General features: G+C 55.7%; 24 protein-coding genes. 5 read left to right on the top strand and 19 right to left on the bottom strand.

Features of this window, described 5'->3' with window-relative positions; genetic code table 11:
- Positions 1-8 precede the first annotated feature (8 nt).
- The 4 genes from F568_RS0110825 to F568_RS0110810 form a co-directional block, all read right to left on the bottom strand.
- The gene (locus tag F568_RS0110825; RefSeq protein ID WP_019018745.1) at positions 9-698 is read right to left on the bottom strand and encodes a hypothetical protein; all 690 of its coding nucleotides are present in this window, start codon (positions 696-698) and stop codon (positions 9-11) included.
- Positions 699-1,110: 412 nt separating this feature from the next.
- Complete coding sequence (locus F568_RS0110820; protein ID WP_019018744.1) at positions 1,111-3,288, bottom strand: KAP family P-loop NTPase fold protein; 2,178 nt, start codon at positions 3,286-3,288, stop codon at positions 1,111-1,113.
- Positions 3,289-4,163: 875 nt separating this feature from the next.
- Positions 4,164-4,847 carry a DNA-3-methyladenine glycosylase I gene (locus F568_RS0110815; RefSeq protein WP_019018743.1) on the bottom strand — a complete coding sequence of 228 codons (684 nt, stop codon included), beginning with the start codon at positions 4,845-4,847 and terminating at the stop codon, positions 4,164-4,166.
- Between the two features lie 119 nt (positions 4,848-4,966).
- Positions 4,967-5,629 carry a TetR/AcrR family transcriptional regulator gene (locus F568_RS0110810; protein ID WP_019018742.1) on the bottom strand — a complete coding sequence of 221 codons (663 nt, stop codon included), beginning with the start codon at positions 5,627-5,629 and terminating at the stop codon, positions 4,967-4,969.
- A 90-nt stretch (positions 5,630-5,719) separates the two neighbouring features.
- Between F568_RS0110810 and fabF the strand changes: the two genes are divergently transcribed.
- A complete protein-coding gene (fabF, locus tag F568_RS0110805; protein ID WP_019018741.1) occupies positions 5,720-6,985 on the top strand; it encodes a beta-ketoacyl-ACP synthase II in 1,266 nt (421 codons plus the stop codon).
- 125 nt (positions 6,986-7,110) lie between these two features.
- On the opposite strand, the gene F568_RS22725 is transcribed toward fabF, so the two are convergent.
- Positions 7,111-7,686 carry a bactofilin family protein gene (locus tag F568_RS22725; protein WP_019018740.1) on the bottom strand — a complete coding sequence of 192 codons (576 nt, stop codon included), beginning with the start codon at positions 7,684-7,686 and terminating at the stop codon, positions 7,111-7,113.
- Between the two features lie 173 nt (positions 7,687-7,859).
- Here F568_RS22725 and F568_RS26080 point away from each other — a divergent pair, with 173 nt between their 5' ends.
- The gene (locus F568_RS26080) at positions 7,860-8,420 is read left to right on the top strand and encodes a bactofilin family protein (RefSeq protein WP_019018739.1); all 561 of its coding nucleotides are present in this window, start codon (positions 7,860-7,862) and stop codon (positions 8,418-8,420) included.
- Positions 8,421-8,446: 26 nt separating this feature from the next.
- Here F568_RS26080 and F568_RS0110790 read toward each other — a convergent pair whose 3' ends face one another.
- The 9 genes from F568_RS0110790 to F568_RS0110750 form a co-directional block, all read right to left on the bottom strand.
- Positions 8,447-9,085 (bottom strand): glutathione S-transferase family protein, encoded by a 639-nt coding sequence (locus F568_RS0110790; RefSeq protein ID WP_019018738.1) that lies wholly within the window; start codon positions 9,083-9,085, stop codon positions 8,447-8,449.
- Positions 9,086-9,317: 232 nt separating this feature from the next.
- On the bottom strand, positions 9,318-10,205 hold the full coding sequence (locus F568_RS25410; RefSeq protein WP_019018737.1) for a hypothetical protein: 888 nt from the start codon (positions 10,203-10,205) through the stop codon (positions 9,318-9,320).
- Between the two features lie 283 nt (positions 10,206-10,488).
- Positions 10,489-11,100 (bottom strand): class I SAM-dependent methyltransferase, encoded by a 612-nt coding sequence (locus tag F568_RS0110780; protein WP_019018736.1) that lies wholly within the window; start codon positions 11,098-11,100, stop codon positions 10,489-10,491.
- Between the two features lie 21 nt (positions 11,101-11,121).
- Positions 11,122-11,394 (bottom strand): GNAT family N-acetyltransferase, encoded by a 273-nt coding sequence (locus F568_RS22710; protein WP_229804142.1) that lies wholly within the window; start codon positions 11,392-11,394, stop codon positions 11,122-11,124.
- 142 nt (positions 11,395-11,536) lie between these two features.
- The gene (locus F568_RS0110770; RefSeq protein ID WP_229804107.1) at positions 11,537-12,076 is read right to left on the bottom strand and encodes a GNAT family N-acetyltransferase; all 540 of its coding nucleotides are present in this window, start codon (positions 12,074-12,076) and stop codon (positions 11,537-11,539) included.
- Between the two features lie 72 nt (positions 12,077-12,148).
- Positions 12,149-14,341, bottom strand: coding sequence for an OsmC domain/YcaO domain-containing protein (locus F568_RS0110765; protein ID WP_019018733.1), 2,193 nt, complete (start codon positions 14,339-14,341; stop codon positions 12,149-12,151).
- A 154-nt stretch (positions 14,342-14,495) separates the two neighbouring features.
- Positions 14,496-14,846, bottom strand: a complete 351-nt coding sequence (locus F568_RS0110760) for a VOC family protein (RefSeq protein WP_019018732.1) — start codon at positions 14,844-14,846, stop codon at positions 14,496-14,498.
- 91 nt (positions 14,847-14,937) lie between these two features.
- On the bottom strand, positions 14,938-15,255 hold the full coding sequence (locus F568_RS0110755) for an antibiotic biosynthesis monooxygenase family protein (RefSeq protein ID WP_019018731.1): 318 nt from the start codon (positions 15,253-15,255) through the stop codon (positions 14,938-14,940).
- Positions 15,256-15,394: 139 nt separating this feature from the next.
- On the bottom strand, positions 15,395-15,934 hold the full coding sequence (locus tag F568_RS0110750; protein ID WP_019018730.1) for an O-acetyl-ADP-ribose deacetylase: 540 nt from the start codon (positions 15,932-15,934) through the stop codon (positions 15,395-15,397).
- Between the two features lie 125 nt (positions 15,935-16,059).
- Between F568_RS0110750 and F568_RS0110745 the strand changes: the two genes are divergently transcribed.
- Positions 16,060-16,965: a cation diffusion facilitator family transporter gene (locus F568_RS0110745; RefSeq protein WP_019018729.1), complete on the top strand. Its 906-nt coding sequence runs from the start codon at positions 16,060-16,062 to the stop codon at positions 16,963-16,965.
- 107 nt (positions 16,966-17,072) lie between these two features.
- Positions 17,073-18,377 (top strand): glycerophosphodiester phosphodiesterase family protein, encoded by a 1,305-nt coding sequence (locus F568_RS0110740; protein ID WP_019018728.1) that lies wholly within the window; start codon positions 17,073-17,075, stop codon positions 18,375-18,377.
- A 67-nt stretch (positions 18,378-18,444) separates the two neighbouring features.
- Here F568_RS0110740 and F568_RS22705 read toward each other — a convergent pair whose 3' ends face one another.
- Positions 18,445-18,897 (bottom strand): 2,4'-dihydroxyacetophenone dioxygenase family protein, encoded by a 453-nt coding sequence (locus F568_RS22705; protein WP_019018727.1) that lies wholly within the window; start codon positions 18,895-18,897, stop codon positions 18,445-18,447.
- A gap of 218 nt (positions 18,898-19,115) precedes the next feature.
- Here F568_RS22705 and F568_RS0110730 point away from each other — a divergent pair, with 218 nt between their 5' ends.
- Positions 19,116-20,087, top strand: coding sequence for a helix-turn-helix domain-containing protein (locus F568_RS0110730; protein WP_019018726.1), 972 nt, complete (start codon positions 19,116-19,118; stop codon positions 20,085-20,087).
- 90 nt (positions 20,088-20,177) lie between these two features.
- Here F568_RS0110730 and F568_RS0110725 read toward each other — a convergent pair whose 3' ends face one another.
- The 4 genes from F568_RS0110725 to trxC form a co-directional block, all read right to left on the bottom strand.
- Positions 20,178-20,924, bottom strand: coding sequence for an SDR family oxidoreductase (locus tag F568_RS0110725; protein ID WP_019018725.1), 747 nt, complete (start codon positions 20,922-20,924; stop codon positions 20,178-20,180).
- Between the two features lie 79 nt (positions 20,925-21,003).
- Positions 21,004-21,888 carry an FRG domain-containing protein gene (locus F568_RS22700; RefSeq protein WP_019018724.1) on the bottom strand — a complete coding sequence of 295 codons (885 nt, stop codon included), beginning with the start codon at positions 21,886-21,888 and terminating at the stop codon, positions 21,004-21,006.
- A 26-nt stretch (positions 21,889-21,914) separates the two neighbouring features.
- On the bottom strand, positions 21,915-23,117 hold the full coding sequence (gene pncB / locus F568_RS0110715; RefSeq protein WP_019018723.1) for a nicotinate phosphoribosyltransferase: 1,203 nt from the start codon (positions 23,115-23,117) through the stop codon (positions 21,915-21,917).
- A gap of 151 nt (positions 23,118-23,268) precedes the next feature.
- The gene (gene trxC / locus F568_RS0110710; RefSeq protein WP_026300478.1) at positions 23,269-23,712 is read right to left on the bottom strand and encodes a thioredoxin TrxC; all 444 of its coding nucleotides are present in this window, start codon (positions 23,710-23,712) and stop codon (positions 23,269-23,271) included.
- Between the last annotated feature and the right edge of the window lie 20 nt (positions 23,713-23,732).

Below are 23,732 nucleotides of genomic sequence, written 5' to 3'. Positions count from 1 at the left end.
CGGCACGTTTACGCGTCCGACTGGCTTTGATTGTAAGTTGATGACCGTTCGCGATGGGCTCGCTGCAAGTCTAGCTTCTGTTTGTTTTGCAATTTCGCCAAATCTCGCGCGCGCCGATACACTGAGGCAAGTATTTTTAAAACAGCAAGTTCATTATTTTCGTTGCGAAAATACAGCTTTTCGAGTGTTTCTTTTTTTACACCCATTATATTTGATATTTCCACAACTGAACTTTGAATGAATATCTTTTCCTTTTCTAAAAGGCTAAGTTCCTCACTTCGGAGGTTAAGCCGCATTAGTTTTCTTTCGCTCATTCCTTTGTGAATAACACTGTAAGTTTTGTTTCCTGCAAGAAGCGCGGCAGAGACATACCCAACAATTTGAGCCACATCTTTTGCTACTTCTACTATCTGGGATAGTTCTATAAATCCAGGAGAAGCATACTGAATTGATTTAATGCTTGGCTTGTATTCGCGCGGCATTTTAGCGAATAGGTTTTGATAGAAGTTAACGGCGCTGAACCCACCACGCCAAGGGTACTTCCCATAGATATACTGAATTTCATCGTCTAGATAATCATCAGCCACATCAAGGGAATAGAGCAAACCGTAGAGCTGAATATAGACTCTGGTTAGAACATTCAGGTCAGTGAGTTCCCAACGGCCATCTATGTATAGCTTTATATTATCTACTTCCATGCGATTCTCTATCATCAACTAACGCAGAGCTTTGCGGCAATTTCGGAGCCGCAAAGCGGTGGAGAAATTGTCCGGCAACAGCAGATTGTTAATACATTCTATGCACTAATTTAGTGCCGTTTCGACGCCTTTTGATTCCAATTCCTTTCGAGGGTTAGCGCGAAAACTGCAAATACAAGGTAACCAATACCTAAATCTTCATCGGTAAGCGAAGAGAAACCGCTGTTGTGAAGGTAGGCAACTATCGCTCCAGACGACGATGCCAAAAGAACGCCGACAGGCGCCACTAAGCCTATAAAAATTCTATTTGTTTCCACAGCTCCATATAGAAACTTAATGGCATTAACGCCGCGCTCTGCGGCAAATTTGGAGCGCAGCGGCAAATTTGTCCGACAGCAGCGCTTTGTTAGGCCTATTCTTCACTATCATGTGATTCCTCTTCAGATTCCCATTCACGCAGCACGTATTGATGCAACCAGACAAATTGCTCCAAGAATAGAACCCCTTTTTCTACATCATCATCGTACACCCTTGGAAAGTCATCAGAGACATCCATTGCCTGATGAAAATGATCTTGGATTGCGTTTAAAACTATTGAGGCATCTAATTGCCCAGTTAGACTATTGTACTGCTCTCTTTCGAAATCCGACTTGTGCGAAATGCATGATTCCATACCCCAAGCAATTGGAACATAAGAGTCAAGTATTCTAACAAGAGCTTCTGAATCATTCGAAATCAACCCTGCCACATAATCATTCACATACTCATTACGCACATATTTATTTAATGTATAAAATATTGTTGGTATGGATTTAGGTACCAGCTTGGTTAGATCTCCCCTCCCTTCAATTTTATCATTTATGATTTTTCCCAAGTGCTTTCCGATCTCATCTATACAGGCTTCAGAAAAAGCATCCTTCTCGGGTTTATTTTCATCCTCACGTTTTAACCATCTAAAAATCTCGAGTTTAAACTCCAGTGAAGCTGATAATTCGATGCATTTTTTTGCCAAAGCAACTCGGTCAGGTTTCTGTACGTTCTGAATCAAATCGCTAACCAGCATCGATGCCTGAGAAAATGGAGTCATCCAGCTATAAAATACTTCAGGATTAGGGATATCATCGCTCTTTTGTGCAATAGCAACAGCCAATGCTAACGACGCATCAGCATTTATTTTTCCTGCCTGATGCCTCATTTTTTTAATTAATGCTTCAGCTGAAGAATCGTTTAAAATTTCATTTAACGGATTGCTTTCGAAACCGAAGGGTTCACTCCATTTCTCACTTTCATTAAATAACTCCTGAATCACCTTATCTGATATGTCTCCCTTTGGTATTGCGTATGTGAAATATCTAGAGAAATAATTTTCTGAGCAAATTCTCTGGCCGTTATTCCATTTCTCATACCAATCGGATCCATAGCTCATATTTCCATAAACTGATTGAAGCTTTGGAAACATATTCTTTAAGAGGTCAATAAATCCCGCTTTGTTGATATTCTTGCCGCGACTAAGAGCGTCATCTAAAAGATTTCTTATTTGTTCCTTTTCGTCATCATTGTTCGAATAATAGCTATCTCTGAAAGAGCCAGTAAATAGCCCCTTATTTATTCTCAGCACCTCATACAAAGATGGGCAAAAGGTTCTTATTCCCTCCAAAAGCATCAGGTCAACTGGGTTTACCTCTCCTTGCAGGATTGGCAAAGAGAACATCAGTATATTTCCATAGAGCTTGGCTTTTCGTGGAGTCGTTAAGCAATCATCAAAAGCGGCGCTAAAGTCTCGAACAAATTCCTGCACTTGTTGTTCGGAAAGCGAAATACCTGCAATGTTTATTGCTTCATCCACTCCTTGAAAGCAAAACTCTCGAAGCACTTGTTTTTCAACTGCTGGTAAATGTAGGGGGACCTGAATAATTTTCTCTAAAAATGCCTCACCAGAATTCTCCGCAGCACTAGAATAGCGATCTTGCAAAGATGCAGCGACAACATCTTTATCGAATGCCAAGATGTATGATGTATATTTAAAGTCTGCTGTTAACTTAACCAATCTGAACAGTGCTTGTATTTCAGCCTTTTCCAGCCTATCCACATCATCTATTAGTATAAGAACTCGTCTTTTGGCTGACTCTAACTCACATTCTATTCTTTTCTTAAGTTCATTTATGTCTGGCCCTGAGATAAATGAGCCAAGAACTTCGCCCGCCCCCTTTGCACCCATTATAGCGCCAGCACCAGGAGCTGCTTTTTTAACGAAATCCTTGAGCTTATCCCCTGTTTTAATTAGTTCTGCATCTAGTGCTTCTGCTATATCAAAAAAAAAGCCGGTTAGTAACTCATCTTCTGTACCGAAACGCCACGGGTTAAATTTTATACATATTACTTTCTTATCACTTTCAAGTGACTTTTCGATAAAGTTGAGTACAGATGTCTTACCATCACCCCATATCCCGTAAAGTCCAATAACAATACTACTTGGATCACTTCGTTTTGATATTACTTGGGCCACCCTCTCTGAGAAGCTCCAGCGAGAAAATCTATCTTGCCCTTGCTCGTGTATCGGTGAGTCAGAGGAGTAGTTTTTATCTTCCATAATCTTTCCTTGGAGCACTCGGGAGGCCTAACAGGTATTGGGTTGCATGCTCGTTTATTCACTTGAACGCGCATGCGGGTTCAAGAATATTATTTAGCTTACCATTTTTTGTCTAACACATTGATTTTACAGCCACTAACTATAATTCGGTAATCTATGCAGAATTCGCGTGCTTGCACATTTTGCCAGTGCCAATAATTCTGTATAACATACAGCATCCAGAGGTAGCCCGAATGGACTCGCACAACCGCCCACAAAACTCATGGACCGGGTAAAAGCCACCATTCGATGAGGCGCTAAAGACATCGAACCGAGAAACTGGTTTGCCTACTGGGTATGCTATTTCATTTGTTTTCATGGCCCAGCCCTTCGACACTTGCTGAGCCGAGGCCCGTACTCAAGAGACGCTACCGCCCCTACCTGTGCATGCAACGTTGGCCGTCTGCCATCCATGCGGTAGTCCCTGCGTATCTTGGCTAGCGGGCCATCTTAAGTGACCTTTGCCTTACGGTAACCAGCCGTAACGTTGAGAACAACGCCAACGAAAGCATTAGGCGCCACTAATCAGCGTCTCTTGATCTGTGTCTGCAAAATGAAAAACCCCGAAGGCTGGCATCCAACCTTCGGTGTTCGTTCACTTGCGGGAGGCTTTTCCACTACGGACTTAACGCTCAGCGGTGCAGGTCGAAGCGGTCGTTCTCCATGACCTTGACCCTCCCTTTCACGAAGCGGCCGATCATCCGCTCCTCGCCACCGTTGGCGGCGTATTCCTCCGTGATGGAGCGTAGCTGCGAGTTGGAGCCGTAGATGAGGGCGACGCGGGTCGCGGTCCACTTCTGCTCCTTCTCGAAGCCCTAGTGACTGAGCCGCGTGCCTTAAAACCTTGGATTGATACTCAACGACAGCATGGCCGATAACTGACACAACGGCCTTCCTGAGCTCTGCTGCAACTCGTTGAACGCGCCCTGTACGACTCGCATATCGCGTTGGCTGGTGGGGGTTTGGTCAACAATGCCCGCGGCCATCAGGCGTGCGACCACATCGCTGGTCAACAGGAACGTATCCTTTCCGGCCAAGCGTAAAAATGCGGCAGCCGAGCGCCCGCCCAGGCGTGCGCCGCGTTTGGCCAGTAAACGCCATAAGCCGATGATGTCAGTGCTCGGCCAGTTGGCAATGAACTCGCCGAAACTACTGCCTTGCTCCTGGCGAATATCCAGTATGAACTGGGCGTTCTTGGGGATGGTCTGCAGTTTGGTGCGGTGGCGGATGATTCGATCGTTTTTCATATAGCCTTCGATTTGCTCCGGGCTGAGCAACACCAATTTCTCAGGTACAAAACCCCAGAACGCTTCTTCAAAGGCAGGCCACTTGGCGTCGACCACCGAGTGCTGCATACCGGCCCGAAAGACCCGCTGGCTCATGGCGGAAAGGTAACGATCATCTCCCTTCTGCTTCAACTCGTCGGAAGCAAGCGCTTTGGGCAGGAAAGCCTCCATGGCCTCGTCAGATTCAAAACGCCTTCGTACGGTGTCGTAAAGCCAACGGTAGTCAAGTTTCATGCTTGCCTCAATGGGAGTAATGGAATCAGTATTTTCTATGCGCGCCCTGCTCCAACGGCACGAACGGCGTCCAGTTTCTGGTAGCGCTGGTGAGAGTTGGCAGAGCCATCAAGCAGGCGCTACGCGGGGCTCTGTTCCTGTCCAACGTCGCCCAGCATGCTTTCCAGCTCACTCTCGTTGACGCCGAGCATCTGCAGGATGTTGCGCTGTGCAGCGTTGAGGATGTGCTGTCGCTCCTGTTCGCCGGGCAGGCTCTTGGCGATGGCAACAGCGCCGACCAGGGAGGCGAGAATGACGCGGGACTTGTCGGCGATAACGTCGCGGTCGGGTTCGAAGGGCAGCTTCTTGAGGCGGCTCAAGGCAATGAGGCGGGTTTCCAGCATCTTCTTCATGCGCAGGTAAGAGGCTTCGAACAACGTGCGGATCTCGGCATTCTCGTTACCGATCTCGTTGAACAGCACCGACTCCGGGCCCGGCTTGTGCTTGCGTTCCAGCTCCTGGAGGTTCCAGCAATTGGATACCAGCTCCGTCAGGTGCTTCACCGAGAGCGGCCCCTTGACCAGCCTGGCCGCGCGGCTGCTCTCCAGGGTTTCGCGCACCGAGGCGTGATAGAGTGCTTCCTTCGAGGCAAAGTGCGCGTAGAAGGCACCGTGGGTCATCTTGGCCAGCTTCATGATCTGCCCGATAGAGACCTTCTCGAAGCCTTTGCGACTGAACAGCTCGATAGCGGACTTGAGGATGCGCTCCCGCGATTTGGCCTTGTGGTTCGTCGAGTAGGGCATGGCGACTCACACTCCCACGCTGAATATTACCTTGATCATATAAAGCCCGGTGCTAGCGTGGCACAACCCTAAATCGTTCAGGAAACTACCATGCAATCACCGCTCGTCATCACCGGCATGGGCATGATCAGTCCGCTCGGTTGCGGCGTCAAGGCAGTCTGGGAGCGCCTGCTTGCCGGCCGCTCCGGCATCTCCCCGATTACTCGGTTCGATACCGGTGACCTGCCGATCAAGGTCGCGGGGTCGGTGCCCGACATAGCCGATGATCCGGAAGCCGGCCTCGACCCGGACCGCGTGATTGATGCCAAGGAGCGGCGCAAGCTGGAGCTGTTTAGTCTCTACGCCATGGCCGCCGCCGAAGAAGCGTTGGCCCAGGCCAACTGGTTCCCAACCAGCGATGCGGACCGCTTGGCCACCGCCACCATCGTGGGCTCCGGTATCGGCGGCTTCCCCACCATCACCCAGGCGCAGAACACCCTGTCGACGCGCGGCCACCGTCGGCTCTCCCCTTTCACCGTGCCGGCCTTCCTGGCCAACCTGGCGGCGGGCAATGTGTCGATTCGCTATGGCTTTCGCGGTCCGCTGGGCTGCCCTGTCACTGCCTGTGCGGCGGGTGTGCAGGCCATCGGCGACGGCATGCGCCTGATACGCAGCGGTGAGGCCGAGGTGGCCCTGGTGGGCGGCGCCGAGGCCTGCATCGACCCGCTCGCGCTGGCCGGCTTTCACGCCATGAAGGCACTCTCCACCGAGCAGGATGACCCCATCAAGGCGTCGCGCCCTTTTGATCAGGCACGCAACGGCTTCGTCATGGGGGAAGGCGCGGGGCTGCTGGTGATCGAAACCCTGGCCCACGCCGAGGCACGCGGGGCAACGCCGCTGGCCATGCTTAGCGGCTATGGCACCAGCGCCGATGCCTACCACATCACCGCCGGCCCGGAAGACGGCGCCGGTGCTGCGGCGGCCATTCGCGCAGCGCTGAAAATGGCGGGGCTAGCTCCCGAGTCGATCGATCATATCAATGCTCACGCGACCTCGACGCCGGTCGGCGACCGCGCCGAAATCGCATCCTTGCGCAATGCCTTCGGCGACGCCCTTGCAGGCATCCCGATTTCCGCGACCAAGTCGGCTACCGGCCATCTGCTCGGGGCGGCCGGTGGCGTGGAGAGCATCTTCTCCGCCTTGGCGGCAATGCACGACCGACTGCCCCCGACCCTGAATCTGGAAAACGTCGATGAGGATATTCAGGACCTGGACTTCGTCTCGGGCTCGGCACGCGAGCATTCGACCCGGCATGTGCTGTGCAACGGTTTTGGCTTTGGCGGGGTGAATGCTGCACTGATCGTCAGCAAGGTGTAGCGGCACACAGACACTCACCGGATTATAAATGACAAACCCCGAGCCAAAGGATTGGCTCGGGGTTTGCGAGGCATTATTTACAGAGCATGACGGGTGTAGGAATAGCCCGGGCGATTCGCTATGAGTCAGGCCTTATCTTCACGAGGCATTTCTATCTCAGCCACTGTCTCTTCCTGCTCTTCCTGATCGATGGGAGTTGACGCCTCGTCCTCACGATCCACAGCCTGGGTAGCCTCTTCGCTATCGACCGCCTTGAATGCAGAGATCAATACCTCGTTCTCGCTATTCATGTCGATGTCACCGCGAAAGACAGCGCCGTCTTCCAGCGCCAGGCAAGGGGTGATGATCGTGCCTACAATATGCGCCGAGCGGTGCACGGTGACTTTCTCCGAGGCTATCAAACGCCCTTCGACATTACCGGCAACATGCAGTGTCTGTGCATAGACATCCCCCTCAACTCGCCCGGTTTTGCCGATGCTGACGCTGTTGCGCTTGAACTCCACCGTGCCTGTTACCTCGCCATCGATGATCAGCTCTTCGTTCCCAATGACACTGCCCTCAATGCGGGTGTGAGCGCCGATGATGGCGGGTCGCACTCCGTTACCACGCAACTCATCCGCACTAGAGGTACGCTGTGGCCGTGCGGGCGGCAACGCCGCTGGGTCGGCAGGGTCACTGGCGGGCTTGTGCTTGCTGAACATGGGTAAGGGCTCCGGGTCGCATGAGGGAAATCGCACACTAACGGATGTTGCCTATCATGCATCGGATCAAAGCGTGGATTAGCCAGCGAAAAGGCCGGTTAGTCGTCATTTTTCAGTGTTAGGCGCTCCACTTATACTGACGATGGGAATCCCACATCGATCAAGAGGTTACTATGGGGGGCGGAGACGTAGTGTTCATCTTGAGCGTTGTGGCGCTCATTATCCTTATACTGGACGGAAAACGACGCATCAAAAAGCGTGCCCTGGCGCTCCAGCCAGCTGCTGTGGAACCTACCCAGGATCGAGCAGCCCTACCCCACGAGTCCACCAGTCTGCCAAACCAAACGGATAACCAGATCAATCCTCCCGTGCCAGCACTTCCCGTCGCAGCGCTCGCTCATGTGCTCCCGACTCAGTCAGGAAGCAGGATCGGACCATCATTGCTTATCAAAGGGAAAGTGAACTCTGGTGAATCGCTGGCCATCCACGGCACCATCGAGGGTAGCGTGACGGCCAAGGAGCATGGCGTAACCGTCGCCGCTTCGGGGCGCGTATCCCAGTCCATCGAGGCACGGGTCATTAGCGTCGCGGGGAGCGTCACAGGACGGCTAATCGCCACTGATCAGGCTATATTGCTGGCCAGCGCGCGGGTCAATGGCAGCGTCGATGCGAAACGTCTCAAGTGTGAAAGCGGTGCTTGGCTCAAGGTTGCCGTCGGGGCTACTTCACACTAGGCCCTGTGTCTTCGTTGAAGATGTGCTCAGTCTGCCGCGGCGAAATGCGCCATCTGATCTGAATGCGCCTTCACGAAGGACGGGCGAACCGTGGCGCGTGCAACGTAGCCTCGACAAGCCGGGTAATTCGCCAGCCCATCGAAACGTTCGACAAGGCGCAGTACATCCGCCATGAGTATATCGGCGACGGAGAAGGCCCCGGCTAGCCATTCGCGTCCAGCCAGGACCGCCTCCAAGTGCTGGAGTCTGGTGTCGAGAAACTTGTCCAGCATTTCCCGACCCGGCGTTTCTTCGGTATCGCCAGTGAACCTATATAAGGACCAGGGCAGGCTCGCCATCTCGACGGAATTGAGCGCCGCGAACAGCCATTCGATAACTTCGCTGCGAGCGCGCGGATCGTCAGGCATCAGTACGTCACTGCGCTCGGCCAGATGAAGCAGAATCGCGCCGCTCTCGAAGATCGAGATATCTCCATCGGTCAACCACGGTACCTGGCCGAAGGGCTGGTGCGAAAAATGCTCGGCATCCCTAGCGCGAAACGGCACGCTCTCGACGCGGTAGGACCATCCGGCCTCCTCCAACGCCCAACGCACACGTAAGTCACGCACAAAGCCCCTTGGCGTTTCGGGAACCCAGTCGAAGGTCGTGAGGATCAGATCGGCCATTGCCGCTTCCTTTAAGTCCGATGCGGATAACCTGCGCCAAGCAGAACAGGCTTCGATTTTCTTAATAAATTAGTAGGCACTAGCCGGTCTAGCCACGGCAAGACCTGACGCTCGGCTCACGTGGTGAGGCTGCGGGACCGTTCAGAATAATTGGTGACTTTATATAGAAACGAGCCGCTCCCACTGGGAACGGCTCGTTGCTATTGCAGCATGTGCCAGGCGCGGTAACGACTTACTTGGTCTTGGTAGACTTGGAGTCAATTGCCTGGGTGTCGTTGACCTTGGTGTGGCTGGCCTTGGCATCGCTGGCCTTGTCGTCGCTGGTCTTGGCGGCGTTGGCCTTGGTGTCGCTGGTCTTGGTGTCGCTGGTCTTGGCGTCGCTGGCCTTGGTGTCGCTAGCCTTGGCGTCGTTGGTCTTGGCGTCGCTGGTCTTAGCGTTGGCCTTGGTGTCGCTAGCCTTGGCGTCGCTGGTCTTAGCGTTGGCCTTGGTGTCGCTAGCCTTGGCGTCGCTGGTCTTGGCGTCGTTGGCCTTGGTGTCGCTAGCCTTGGCGTCGCTGGTCTTGGCGTCGCTGGTCTTGGTGTCGCTGGTCTTGGCGTCGTTGGCCTTGGTATCGCTGGCCTTGGTGTCGCTGGTCTTGGCGTCGCTGGCCTTGGCGTCGCTGGTCTTGGCGGCGTTGGCCTTGGCAGCGTTGGCCTTGGTGTTGGCCACCCTGGGAGCCTTATCAGCTACCTTGGAGGTTTCTGCTTGAGCCTTCTGGGGGTTTTCTTCGGCCAGCTTCTGACCTTCTTGCGTCTTTTCCTTGGCCAGCGTCTGGCCCTTCTGGAAGAATTCCTGGTTGATCGAAACGATCTTCTGGCCATCTTCCTTGACGCGCTTACTCAGATCTTTGACAGCCTGCTGCTGGCTTTCGGTGTAGGCGCGCAGGTCTTCAACGTTCTTGATCTCGAGCATGGCGCGGGCCTGACCCAGTGCGATGGCGGAATACGCCTTGAAGGCTTCCTGCTGGGTGGCCAACAGCTTTTCGCTGTAGTCCAGGGTCATCTCGACATAGGTGCGCGCCGGGTTGAAAAACATGGACTGAAACTGTTGGGTAGCTTGTTTGGTGGTAGCTTTGTTCATGGGGGTGATTCTCCGTCGGTATCGAGTTGGAGGCGCCGCGCCCCTTGTTGCAGTGCAATATGACAAAGGTCGTGCTGCATTGCAATATAAATTACCCATACTGAGAAAAACCACTCGCCTTTTTATCTTTTCACTAAAATAGATAATTAACTATCACCACTAATTGATAGCTCCAATCCGCACACGTTATTAGCGGCGGATAGACATTTCATTGCGGCTTCACGCTGTTGGGGTGCTCACTGATTGCCTGAACAGGTTACAGGCAGGTTTTGAAAAAAAACGCTTAGTGCACGCTAGCCAGTCTAGCCACGGCAAGACACGACGCTCTGCTGCCGTGGTGAGCCAAGAAAGTGAACTCCTCCAGCTCCAGGCCGGCCGCGCGAAGCTGGGCTTTGAAGTCTTCTTCGTAAGTCACGTGCCCGAAATCGATGCTGGTGAACCGCTTCAGTACGGGCTTGAGGGTTTCCATCCAACGGACGGGCCGTTTCTGGATGGTTTGCGTGAAGAATATCCGGCCATCCGAGCGCAAAAGCTCGCAGCAATGCCGTAGTGCCTGCTCAGGTTCGGGCAGGAGCATGAAGCTTGCCGAAAAATAAATGGCGTCATACGGCCCATCTTGGTGATCATAGACGGACTCTAGACGAACCTCGGCATGGTTAGCCAAAGCGGAAGCCTCAAGCCGTTGCCGGGCGCGCGCCATGTAATCGGCATCGATATCGATGCCCGTCACATGCAGGCGCTTACGCTTCACCAGCTTGGCATTGGCCAACAGCGCGCCTGCTGTCCCAATGCCAACATCCAGCACGACGGCACCCTCAGGTACGCGCTGCAGCACTTCTGCGTACCACCGGGACGTGAGCCTGAGGATAAGGGTGTCGTAGATGAAACTGCGCATTACGGCTCCTTGCCGACTCGGTCAATCGTCTGGTATCAAGCGTTTGCCGATACTGACGGCATCGTCAACCGAATAGCCGAGCTTACGGTAGAAAGCCAGGACCTCGTCGTTCGTAGCACGAACCAGGATATTCATCTTCGGACAGCCCATGGCGTGCAGGGCCTCCTCGATGTGTGTCATCAGCTGCCGTCCGTACCCCAGATGCTGGGATTCAGGATCGATGGCCAGGTAAAAAACGGAGCCACGATGCCCATCGAATCCCGCCATCGCTGAAGCGATGACGTTGCTTCCCAGTTCACCTACGAAGAACAGTTCGGGCTGTACCGATAGCTTTCTTTCGATGTCTTTCTTGGGTCATTCCAGGGACGAACCAGGCCGCACGCGCGCCAGAGTGAGATGACCGCGTTCTTGTCCGATTCTCGGTACGGTCTAATGTTCATACGCTATCCCCACTGGGCTGGTCTGCGAGAAACGCCTCGTGAAAAGTGACGTTGCCCTGCGGGAGTTGATCACCAAAAGGAAATACGAAGAAGTATTCGGGCGGCGCCCCTTCATAAACAAGCTCCGGGACATGCCGGAACCCAAATTTCCGGTAGTAGTCCGGATGCCCGACAAGACAGCATCCGCGTGCCCCCATACGCTCCAAACGTACCAGCCCCTCCTTCACCAGCGCCTTGCCGATGCCCTGCCGCTGGTAGCCGGGAAGCACCGAAACAGGCCCCAGCCCATACCAACCCTGGCTGCCGTCTGAAATGGTCACGGGGGAGAAGGCGATATGCCCTACCACCCGGCCATCGCATTCCGCCACCAGTGATAGCGTCAGGGCTTCGGCGGTGCGAAGACCAGCCACGATGTACTGCTCCGTGTGGCTGCTGAACGCCATCGTCTCGAAGGCGGCAGCAGTCACGTCGTGTATCGCGCCGATATCAGCCGCCAACTCATCCCGAATGGTGATTTCTGGTCGCATCTGCTTCATGCCTTGTCTTACACACCGGCACCCAGTTCGATGGAGCTCAATCAACACACGCCGCCGTTAACAGCGGCTCTGCTATGCCGTCACAGCCGCTCTGGCAGCACGCGCTGCGTGCAGCTTCTTGTAGCTCTCGATCAGGCGCTGGTGCCTGTCTATTCCTTCCAGCTTCATGCTGGTGGGCGTCAGGCCGTGGAAACGCACCTCACCGCTTACCGAGCCGACCACGGCATTCAAGGTTTCTTCGCCGAACATGCGCCGCAGGTTGTAGAGGTAATCGCTCAGAGACAACTCGTCATCCAGAGTGATTTCCAGTACCGCCTGCACCGCCTGATAGAACAGTCCCCGCGCAACGGTGTTGTCGTTGAACTGCAGGAACATCTCTACCCGCTCCAGCGCCTCTTCATGCTGTTGCAACGCCAGGCTGATCAGCAGCTTCAGCTCAAGGATGGTGAGCTCGGACCAGACCGTGTTGTCGTCGAACTCGATGCCGATGAGCGTCACGATTTTCATGTGCTCGTCGAGCTCACTTTCCTCCAGGCGCTCGAGCAGATCGCCTAGCTGCGCATCATCCAGAGAATGCAGGTTGAGGATGTCCTCGCGGAATTCCAGCGCCATGTTGGTGTTGTCCCAGATCAGGTCCTCCACGGGATACACCTCGGAGTAACCAGGCACCAGGATGCGGCACACCGGCGCGCCCAGTTCCTCATAAACCGCCATGTAGGCTTCCAGCCCCAGGTCCGCGAGGATGCCGAACAGGCTGTCCGCTTCCTCTTTGTTGGTGCCGGAGAAGTCCCACTCGCAGAACTCGACATCAGCGCGGGAACTGAAGAAGCGCCAGGAGATCACCCCGGACGAGTCGATGAAGTGCTCGACGAAGTTGTTCGGCTCGGCCACCGCCTGGGAATTGAAGGTGGGTTGCGGCAGATCGTTCAGGCCCTCGAAGCTGCGCCCTTGGAGCAGCTCGGTGAGGCTGCGTTCCAGCGCCACCTCGAAGCTGGGATGCGCGCCGAACGACGCGAAGACCCCGCCGGTCCTCGGGTTCATCAGGGTGACGCAGGCCACCGGGAACTGTCCGCCGAGCGAGGCGTCCTTGACCAGCACCGGGAAGCCCTGCGCCTCTAGCGCCTCGATGCCCTCAACAATGCCGGGGTATTTCGCCAGCACCGTCTGTGGCACGTCAGGCAGCACAATCTCTTCTTCGATGATCTGCTTCTTCACCGCCCGCTCGAAGATCTCCGACAGGCATTGCACCTGTGCTTCGTGCAGCGTATTGCCGGCGCTCATGCCGTTGCTGAGGTAAAGGTTCTCGATCAGGTTCGAGGGGAAGTAGACCGTCTCACCATCCGACTGGCGCACAAAGGGCAAGGAGACGATGCCGCGATCCGTCCGGCCGGAGTTGGTGTCGATCAGGTGCGAGCCGCGCAGTTCGCCGTCGGGATCAAAAATCGCCCGGCAATGATCGTCCAGGATGCCTTCCGGCAGTTCATCGCTCGGCCCCGGCTGGAACCACTGCTCGTTCGGGTAGTGAACGAACTCGCTGTTGGCGATCTCCTCGCCGAAAAACTGATCGTTGTAGAAGAAGTTGCAGCTCAGGCGCTCGATAAACTCGCCCAGCGCAGAACACAGCGCGGCTTCCTTGGTGGCGCCCTTGCCGTTGGTGAAGCACATCGGCGAAGCGGCATCGCGAATATGCAGGGACCACACGTGCGGCACAATGTTGCGCCACGAGGCGATCTCGATCTTCATGCCGAGATTCTCAAGGATGCCGGTCATGTTGGCGATGGTCTGCTCCAGCGGCAGATCCTTGCCCTCGATCCAGGTGTTTTCGCCCTCGACGGTGCCGCCCATCAGAAGTGCTTGCGCATCTTCATCGATGTTATCGACCACCTCGATCTGGAATTCGGGGTTGTTCTGGATTACCCGTTTGACCGAGCAGCGTTCGATAGAACGCAGAATGCCGGTGCGATCTTTCTCGGACAGATCATTCGGCAGCTCTACCTGAATGCGAAAGATCTGATTGTAGCGATTCTCCGGGTCGACGATGTTGTTCTGCGACAACCGGATGTTCTCGGTGGGAATGTCCCGCGCATTGCAGTACACCCGCACGAAGTAGGCCGCGCAGAGCGCCGACGAGGCCAGAAAGTAGTCGAACGGTCCCGGCGCGGAGCCGTCGCCTTTGTAACGAATCGGCTGATCGGTAATGACTGTAAAATCGTCGAACCTGGCTTCCTGACGCAGGTTCTCGAGATAGTTGACCTTGATTTCCATAAGCGGGAGCCGGATTGGTGACTTTCGGAGAGTCGGGAGATATGGCCGGCCATTATCCTGATTTTGCCGCTCGGCGTCTTGGGCTCTGGATAGAAAATCCTGTATGGCGCACCGAATGCCGACGTCGTGCAGCGATCACTGCTAAACCGCTGCGCTAATGGTCCAGCTGCCAAAGCCCATGATCATTGCCGCCTTGGAGGTAGATGGCAAATGTGCCATGTCCGGGTATCTCCATGGGTGGATGAGCGACCTCGCCGCCTGCTTCGGCTGCAGCGGCAAGAGCGGCTTCGATGTCTTGCACCAGCCAATAGGGGCGCACTACCGGCGCTTCGTTCTCACGCAGTGGTGCGCGCACCCCTACCAAGCCGCCGCCTTCCAGTTTGGCCGTGCGTGCATTGCCAAGTTCAGGAATAGGCCCACCAAATTGCACGCCGCTCGCGGAAATGTACGCAGTGCATACTGCATCTACGTCTCCTGTCACAATTTCCAGATACCCTATCTGCATGATTCCGGTTCTCCGATTGTCAACGAATCGCTGCCGGCCTTTACGTCTGAATTCAGAGTTAACTCGTCCAGCTCGTGGTGCCTGGCTTGCCCTACATCCCGTATTCGCGCTCTACCTTGGCGATGCGAACCCGAAACTCGCTATACAACTGCCGGCGTCCCAACCGTTGCGCTTCAACATGCTCAGCGTGTCGCTTCCAGTTCTGAATGGCTTCCAGGTTTTCCCAATACGACACGGTGATACCCAGGCCCTCCCGGGCAGACTCAATACCGAGAAAACCCGGCTGCGTCGCTGCTAGTTCCACCATGCGTTCGGCCATGGCTGCATAGCCATGGTCGCCTTCAGTTCGATGGCTGCTGAAGATAACGGCGTAGTGTGGCGGTTTAGGGGTGCTGGCGATCGTCGACATGGCATCTATTATCTATAGGTGTAGGGCTTAGGTGATCAATACAGAACGTCGATAATGACAGCTCTACACCTCGCAACTGAAGCGTAATTTCGATACTCAAGGCGCGGAGACGGCCATGTCACGTGGCGCGTACCAGACCTTAGAGAACCTCTTGCATGACCGTTGCAAAGGCTTCGGCATCCTTGTCGCTGAAGAAGCACAGGGTCACGTCCAGTTCGTGGCGCGGCAACGCTTCGTCCAGCACGTTGAGCACCACCCGCGCCGCTTCGTCGAATGGGTAACCGTAGATGCCGGTGGAGATCGCCGGAAAGGCAATGCTGCGGCAGCCCCGCTCGTCGGCCAGCGCCAGGGCATTGCGGTAGCAGTTGGCAAGCAGGTGCGACTTGTCCTTGGTCTTGGCGTAGACCGGGCCCACGGTGTGAATCACGTAGCGCGCCGGCAAGTTAAAGCCGTCGGTCAGCGCGACCTTCCCGTCCGGCAGGCCGTCGGGCCAGTCGGTGTCGCGTAGGCGCTGGCAGGCCTGCTTGAGCTCGGGGCCGGCGGCGCGGTGGATGGCCCCGTCCACACCCCCACCGCCCATCAGCGAGTGGTTGGCGGCGTTAACGATGACGTCCACCTCGAGTTGGGTGATGTCGCCAGTGATCACGCTGACCCTCCGTGCGAACAGGTCCTTGTCCATTGCTCCTCCTCGGCAGAATGCTGGTCTCGTTCTTGAGCGTAGCAACTGCGACGCCGAGAGGCTGCTGGTAACTCATGACAGGGAGACCTTACTATTAGCGGTTTTGATCAAGCGATGGCTCGCTTATGCAATCCCACTTAGAACAGCGCGCGCTGAAAATCTCCATCGCCATGACGCTGGTCGTCGCCGGCTTGGGTGTCGCCCTGGGCCTGCTGGCCGGCTCGCAGTCCATTCTCTTCGATGGGATGTTCTCCACCATCGACGCGGCCATGTCAGGACTCGCGCTGCTGGTGTCGCGCCTGGCCGTGCGTGAGGCCAGCCAGCGATTTCAGCATGGCTACTGGCACTTCGAGCCGATGGTAGCGGCCTTTAACGGCGCCGTGCTGACGCTGCTTTGTTTCTACGCGTTCCTGAACGCCGTCCAAGGATTATTGGAAGGCGGACGCGACCTCGCCTTCGGCGTGGCCACCGCCTATGCGGTCGTGGTCACCTGCGTCTGCTTCGGTATGTATATCTTCGAGAAGGGCGTCAATCGCGAGGCGGATTCCGAGTTCCTGCGTATCGATACACAAAGCTGGCTGATGGCAGCCTTGATCACTTCCGCGCTATTGGCCGCCTTCGTCATCGCGTCGTTGCTAGAAGGCACTGCCCTCGACCATTGGACACCCTATGTGGATTCGCTGCTGCTGGCGGTGCTGACGGTCTGCTTCCTGCCGGTGCCTCTCGGCATCGTACGTCGTGCCATGAAGGAAGTTTTCCTGATCGCGCCGAGCCATATCGATCGCGAGGTTCACGATGCCATGCAGCGGGTCATGCAGCGCGATGGCCTTCTCGCCTACCACAGCCACGTGGCCAAGACCGGGCGCGGCCACTTCATCGAAATCCATATCATTACCCACGAAGACTTTGCGTCGCAGCGCGGCATGGTCGAACTCGACGAGATTCGTGCAGAGATAGCCGCTCACCTGAGCATTCCGCCGCAGCATCGCTGGTTCACCGTGGCTTTTACCGCCGATCCACGCTGGGCCTGATAAAACGGTGACTCACCGCTATCACCACAGTGTCGCCGCACCGTAACACAACGTGGTCCATACTCAGCTCTGCACCCGTTTTCAGGAAGAAGACAGCGAGTCATACCATGCAAAATAACAAGACCCTTACCCCTGCCCTGTGTCTCTTATCAATGCTTGCCTTAACGCCCACCTGGGCTGCAAGTAACGAAGAAGGAGCCATCGACGCAGCCAAGAATGTCACTCTAGGTCCTCGCCCCTTGTTTCTGGTTCAGGACATGGACGAGGACACCCAGCGCTCGCGTGAACTCAAGACCAAGCTGCTCAATTGCGCCGCCCAGCAAAGTAAGTGGCAACGCACGGATTTCTCAATTGCTCATCGCGGGGCGCCGCTACAGTTTCCCGAGCATACACGGGAGGCGTATATCGCCGGGGCGCAGATGGGCGCTGGGATTCTCGAATGCGACGTAACCTTCACCGCCGACAAGGAACTCGTCTGCCGCCACTCGCAGTGCGACCTGCACTCCACCACGAATATCCTGGCAACGGACCTGGCGCAGAAATGCAGCGTACCGCCCAAGTTCGACCCGCAGAGCGGTGAACTAACCAACGCCTCGGAAGTTCAGTGTTGTGCCAGCGATGTCACGTTGGCCGAGTTCAAGACGCTCGAGGGCAAGATGGAAGGCGCCAACACCGAGGCACGTAGCATCGAAGCCTATCTCGATGGCACGCCTGCCTGGCGAACCGACCTGTATGCCCAACGCGGCACGTTGATGACTCATGCCGAGAGCATCGAACTGTTCAAGGCGTTAGGCGTGAAGATGACGCCGGAACTCAAGGCGCCCAGCGTGTCCATGCCCTTCAACGGCATGTCGCAGGCCGACTATGCGCAGAAACTGATAGATGAATACCAGGCGGCTAACATCCCGCCGAGTGACGTCTATCCGCAGTCGTTCGAGCTGGAGGATGTGCGCTACTGGATCGAGAATACGCCTGAGTTCGGCAAGCAGGCTGTATATCTCGATGACCGCTATGATGAGGAGGGCTTCGATCACGCCAATCCCGACACCTGGGATCCCGACATGCAGGCACTGGCCGACGAAGGCGTAAATATCATCGCCCCACCGCTGTGGATGTTGTTGGCCTCCAACCCTCAGGCTGGCGAATCCGATAGCCGCATCGTGCCGTCTGTCTACGCCGAGCATGCCAAGCAGGCAGGACTCGACATCATCGCCTGGAGCTTTGAGCGCTCAGGTCCGCTGACCGAGGATGGCCAGTGGTATCACCGCTCGACGGATGACGTGATCGACAACGACGGCGACAAGATGCTGACGCTGGATGTACTGGCTCAGGATGTCGGCGTGAAAGGCCTGTTCTCCGACTGGCCGGCGACCGTGACGTTCTACGACAACTGCATGAAAGCCGGCACCTGAACCCTACTGCCGATAAAAAAGCGCCTCATCCGCAATGGATGAGGCGCTTTTTGGTTATTTGGGCACGTTAGCGGAACAGTGTGTCGACGTGGCTCGCACCGATACCTACCTTCTCGTAATGCTCGCGACATAGCGCAATATAATCGTGCACATCGAAATAACCGTCGGCCTCTCCCTTCTCATCCAGCCAGATCAAGGGCCCTTTAACGATGAAGAACACTCGCATCGGGTCCGGATGATCATAGGCGACCAGGGTATGTCCTTCGCCGGGTGTCTCGTAGACGAAGTCCCCCGCCGTGGCGATCCAGTCATGCTCCAGATAGCCCCACTTGCCGGAAATCGTGTAGGCAAAGACTTCGTTGGGATGATAATGGCGATTTACCAGTCCCGCTCCCTTGGCCATCAATACATCGCACCAGCGGTTCTGTGATGGCGAGATCCATAACGGGCGCGAAGATACCGTATCGCTGAACGGCACGTAGTAACGCTCGTCATCGGTGGGCGCGTTGGCAATGTGCACTTCAGGCAAGGTATCCGGCTTGAAGCTGTCGGCAATGGGCTGGAGATCCTTTCAGAATTCGGTTGTCGCCTGGTTAGGCATGGGTGCTCTCCTCAGTGTTGTCGTTGTCATTCGGCTACTGCCGTAGCTAGACCTTAACAACTCAACCAAAGGCCGAATTGACCCAGCCGGACCGAACATTTGATTCTGCAGGACATGCCTTCATCAAGGAGAGACATATGTCTCTGCCATCACTCCGCCGTATATCGACACGCGATGTTCCTCAGGAACAGCGGCTGACATATTGGGAAGCATCGGCGTGCGAAACCATCGTCGGACTGCGCTGTTCCTCGTTTGCCGAGGCAGGCCTGGATGCAGAGCAGCTCAACCTGAAGACACCTGAGGGGCTGGGGCTAAGCGATATCCGAGGCAATGAGCATGTCATCGAGCGCACACCGGAACTGGTAAAAAGAAGCGGAAAGGACGCCATCTTTGCCTGCTTGTTACTGAATAGCGAGGCGTTTTTTTACCAGGGGCACCGTTGTGTCAATGTCAGCCCCGGCGAGCTGATCGTCTACGATACGGATGTCCCCTATCTGTATGGCTTCACCCGCCCGATGCGCCAGTTGCTCGTCGACCTTCCGAAAGCTTGCCTGCAAGAGTTACGAGGCAAGACGGGCTTGGCCTCACCTATCAAGATCGCTCCCGTCTCAGGCAGCGAGCGGCTCTTGCTGCGTACCTTTCGGCAACGCCTGTTTAGATCCTTGGCTCACCCTGACCTAGAGAGTGGCAATACATTGCAAGGAGACATACGCGAACTGCTGCAGCTGATGCTACAGAACGAGCGACGCCCGGCGAGGCCACTGGATACGGCGTATCTGCTTGTCGCCGGGCAGTACATCGAGGACCACCTACATGACCCGGAACTCGATGGTATGCGCATAGCCGCTGCTGCCGGCATTTCGGTGCGCCACCTCAATCGACTATTCGCCCGGCGGGATCAGAGCGTTGCCAAGCTCATCATGGCGAAACGTCTCGACAGGGTGCGTAAGATGCTAGGCGATGAAAAATATCGGCACATGAGCATTGCCGAACTCGCCTACTCGTGGGGTTTCGTGAATCAGGCCCACTTTTCTCGTGCCTACAAAGCGCACTTCGGCATGACAGCCAGAGAAGCCCGGCGAATGGTGTCATCCATTCGTATTGATTGAGGATGCTCTTGCGAAAGACCGGGATGGCCAGGTCGAGACGATGAACGGCAAGCTCTACCAAATTGGCCGAGGAGCCTACTGACGGACCGGTCAGCGCCCACCGGTAACGTCGATGATTGTACCGGTGGTATACGACGCTGTATCGGAAAGCAGCCAGAGAATTGCCTGGGCCACTTCTTCGGGCTGTCCTCCGCGTTTCATTGGCACTGTTTCCTTGAGCCGGTCTACTCGGCCGGGCTCACCGCCGCTGGTGTGGATATCGGTATAAATGATGCCTGGCCTGACGGCATTGACGCGGATGCCCTCGGCGGCAACCTCCTTGGCCAGTCCCACCGTAAAGGTATCGATGGCCCCCTTGGTCGCTGCGTAGTCGACATATTCATTCGGCGCGCCCAAGCGTGCAGCGACGGAAGATAGATTGACAATGGCACCGCCCTGACCACCGTGAGCCGTCGACATGCGCCGAATGGCCTCACGTGCACAGAGAATACTGCCGGTAACGTTCACCGCGAGGATACGTGACAGGCGTTCGGCGTCCATGCCTTCGACACGCATCTGGCGCTCGAGAATGCCCGCATTGTTGACCAGCGCCGTAACCGGACCCAAGCGTTCGTCTACCGTATTGAAAAGACGCACAATATCGGCTTCGTTGCCGACATCGGCCGCCACCGCGATGGCAACGCCGCCGCCCCGCTCAATCTCCTCGACGACCGCCTGAGCCGCCGCATCATTGCCCCGGTAGGTCAAGCCAATACGATACCCAGCGGCGGCGCCCAATCTGGCCGTGGCGGCTCCAATCCCCCGGCTGCCGCCAGTGACAATCATGACTTGTTGCATCGACCGGCTCCTCTTTGTTGCATTCGAGTCAGGCTACGCCAATTTCCGCCTGGCTGCGTGTCGCTTCGTCAGGGCCAGACTAACGCGAGACGACTCCCCCGATCTGGCAGGCTTCCTTCAGCTCATCGATAAGAAAGAGCTCTTCGGCATGCTTGGCTGCCCCTTCATAGCCGGGGAAGAGCGTGGCGGCTGAATGACCGTGCCTGTCGCACTCGCGCATGAGGTCGGGAATATGCCGGACTGGCAGGTTATGCTTGGTCAGGAACTGGCCAGCGTTTGGATGATCCTCCAGGCGTAGACTGGGTATCGCGTCGCCTTTCAGCAGCGTAAAAAGGCCGCGTTGCGCCGGAAGGTTCGAACTGACACTCCCAGGGGCGCGCTTGATCTCGAATCGGCGCTTGTAAGACTGGGAGGCATCGATATCGAGCTCCCAGAGGCACAACTTTCTTTCATCGAAGTCGTCGTACGGATTGCGTAGCCATTCCTTGAGTGCTGACGAGCCGGCAAAATAGGCAGCAACCAGCGGCGCCGTCGTCCAGTCGAGCAGGCGTGTCGGTACGCCATGATGCTGGGCTTGGGACATCAACGAAAGCATCTCGTTACTGTCTCCCGGCCAATGGCTGTTACTGCCGGATTCTCCCTCGCTATGCGCAACTACCATGGTGGGGTCGTCGAGGTAATTCCGCAGCTTTTCACTATCCCCCGAAACGTTGAGCCCCGCCTTGTCACAGGCGCTGACAAACGATTGGAGAAAGTGGTTTTCCAACGGCACGGAATCGTACTTACCTTCCTGCTCGGCCTGCCATTTCCTGTACTTGTAGCGCTGGTTACGAACGATATAAGGCTCCAGGCGCCATCGGCAATCCCCATGCCCACGATATGCTTTGGTCACGGTCGTACTTGCCATCAGCGCACCGAGCAAACTATCCACGCTGTCGTGCTCAATCACTTTTGGTTTCGTCATCCCTGACTCACCTATTCAACCTTGCGCTAATGCTCGACCTGAAAAACCTTCTTGAGGTAATTCACGTAACTCTCGTCCCTGGAAGAGGCTTTGCCTGGTTCGTCGGAAATCTTGGCGACGGGCTGGCCGTTGCACGACATCATCTTGATGACAATGTTCATCGGTTGAACACCGGGAACGTCGCACGTCAGGTTGGTCCCGATTCCAAAGCTGTTCTTGATGCGCCCGTCCAACGCCAGTTTGATGCCCATGGATTTATCGAAGGTCAGCGCGTCGCTGAAGATCAATGTCTTGGTCATCGGATCGATACCCAGTGACTGATAGTGGCGGATGCACTTTTCGGCAAACACCATCGGGTCGCCACTATCGTGGCGCAAGCCATCGAACAACTTGGCAAAGTAGAGATCAAAATCGTGCAGGAAGGCATCCAGGGTAATGGTGTCGGTCAGGGCAATGCCAAGGTGGCCGCGGTACTCCTGCACCCAGGCTTCCAGCGCCGCTCGCTGGCTATCGATAAGTCGACTGCCCAACTGCTGGTGGGCCATGACCCATTCATGTGCCATGGTGCCCATCGGGCAGATATCGTGGCGACGGGCAATGTCCACATTGCTGGTGCCGACGAAGTTACCCGGGAATTCCTCCGCCAGTACCTCGACGATGGCTTCTTGAACGGGCTGGGAAAGGCGCCGGCGCGTACCAAAATCCGCAAGATTGAATCCCGCCAATTGCTGAGGCGTATACTCACTGCGCAAGCCATCGAGCTTGCGACGCAACTGTCCGACTGCCTGGTCGATGGTGACATCAGGGTACAGGGCGCGATTGCGCACCTCGCTGACAATTGCCAGGATCACGATCTCGAACAGTATGCTATGCGACCAAGGACCATCGATAACGATGCATAGCTCGCTGCCTTCCATGTATACGTCGACATATTCCGGACGAAATCGGAACAGCTCGAGAAAGCGAATGAAGTCAGGCGACATGTAGGGGAACGTGCTGAGATACGCCGACTCGGCAGATGTCAGACGCAACATCGCCAGATGGTCGATCTGCTCGCGAATCTCATCGATATACGGTTCCAGGTCCTCGGCATTCCGGCTGCGAAATTCCCACGTCACGCTGGCATTGGGGTACTTATGATGCACTCCCTGCATCATGGTCAGCTTGTACCAGTCGGTATCCAGCAAGGAACTGATGATGGGTCCCTGAGTACGGTAAGTCGCAGTCAACGTCGTCTCCCAATATGCAATCCATAGTCTCTATGAGTGTACACGTCCTGCGCTAACGCTTCCGTACAGGGTCAATGTGAGCTCAAACCAGCCTTTGCCTGAAAATCGGCGACGATACTCAGGCAAGGTAACAATAAGGGAGTGACATTTCTCAGGTGACAAGTAAATGGGGTGCCAGCCAGCTCTTGAGTTGCGAGCCCTGCATTGCCCCCGCTTGCCGGGCCACCTCTTGCCCATTCCTGAAGATTATCAATGTTGGAATGCTGCGGATGCCAAAGCGACCCGCCAAGGCCTGTTCGGACTCGGTATCCAGCTTGGCGAAACGCATGCGCGGTTCCAGCTCACTGGCGGCTTGCGCAAAGATTGGTGCCATCATCTTGCACGGACCGCACCAGCTCGCCCCAAAGTCCACCACGACCGGCAACTCGCTGCGATTGACGATGGCGTCGTAGTTGGCCGCCGTCAGGTCGGCAGGCGTCTTCGTGAACAAGGGCTGCTTGCATTTACCGCAACTGGGCGCGTCATCAAGACGCGCCCGTTGGATGCGGTTCATTGAAAGACAGTGCGGACACGCCAGCAATAAAGCCTCACTCATCGGTCACTCCAAACCTTGGG

The sequence above is a fragment of the Modicisalibacter luteus DSM 23508 genome (assembly GCF_000378505.1).
Taxonomy (GTDB): Bacteria; Pseudomonadota; Gammaproteobacteria; order Pseudomonadales; family Halomonadaceae; genus Modicisalibacter; species Modicisalibacter luteus.
The sequence above is the reverse complement of the archived record's forward strand: the minus strand, read 5'-3'. Positions and strand labels throughout refer to the sequence as shown.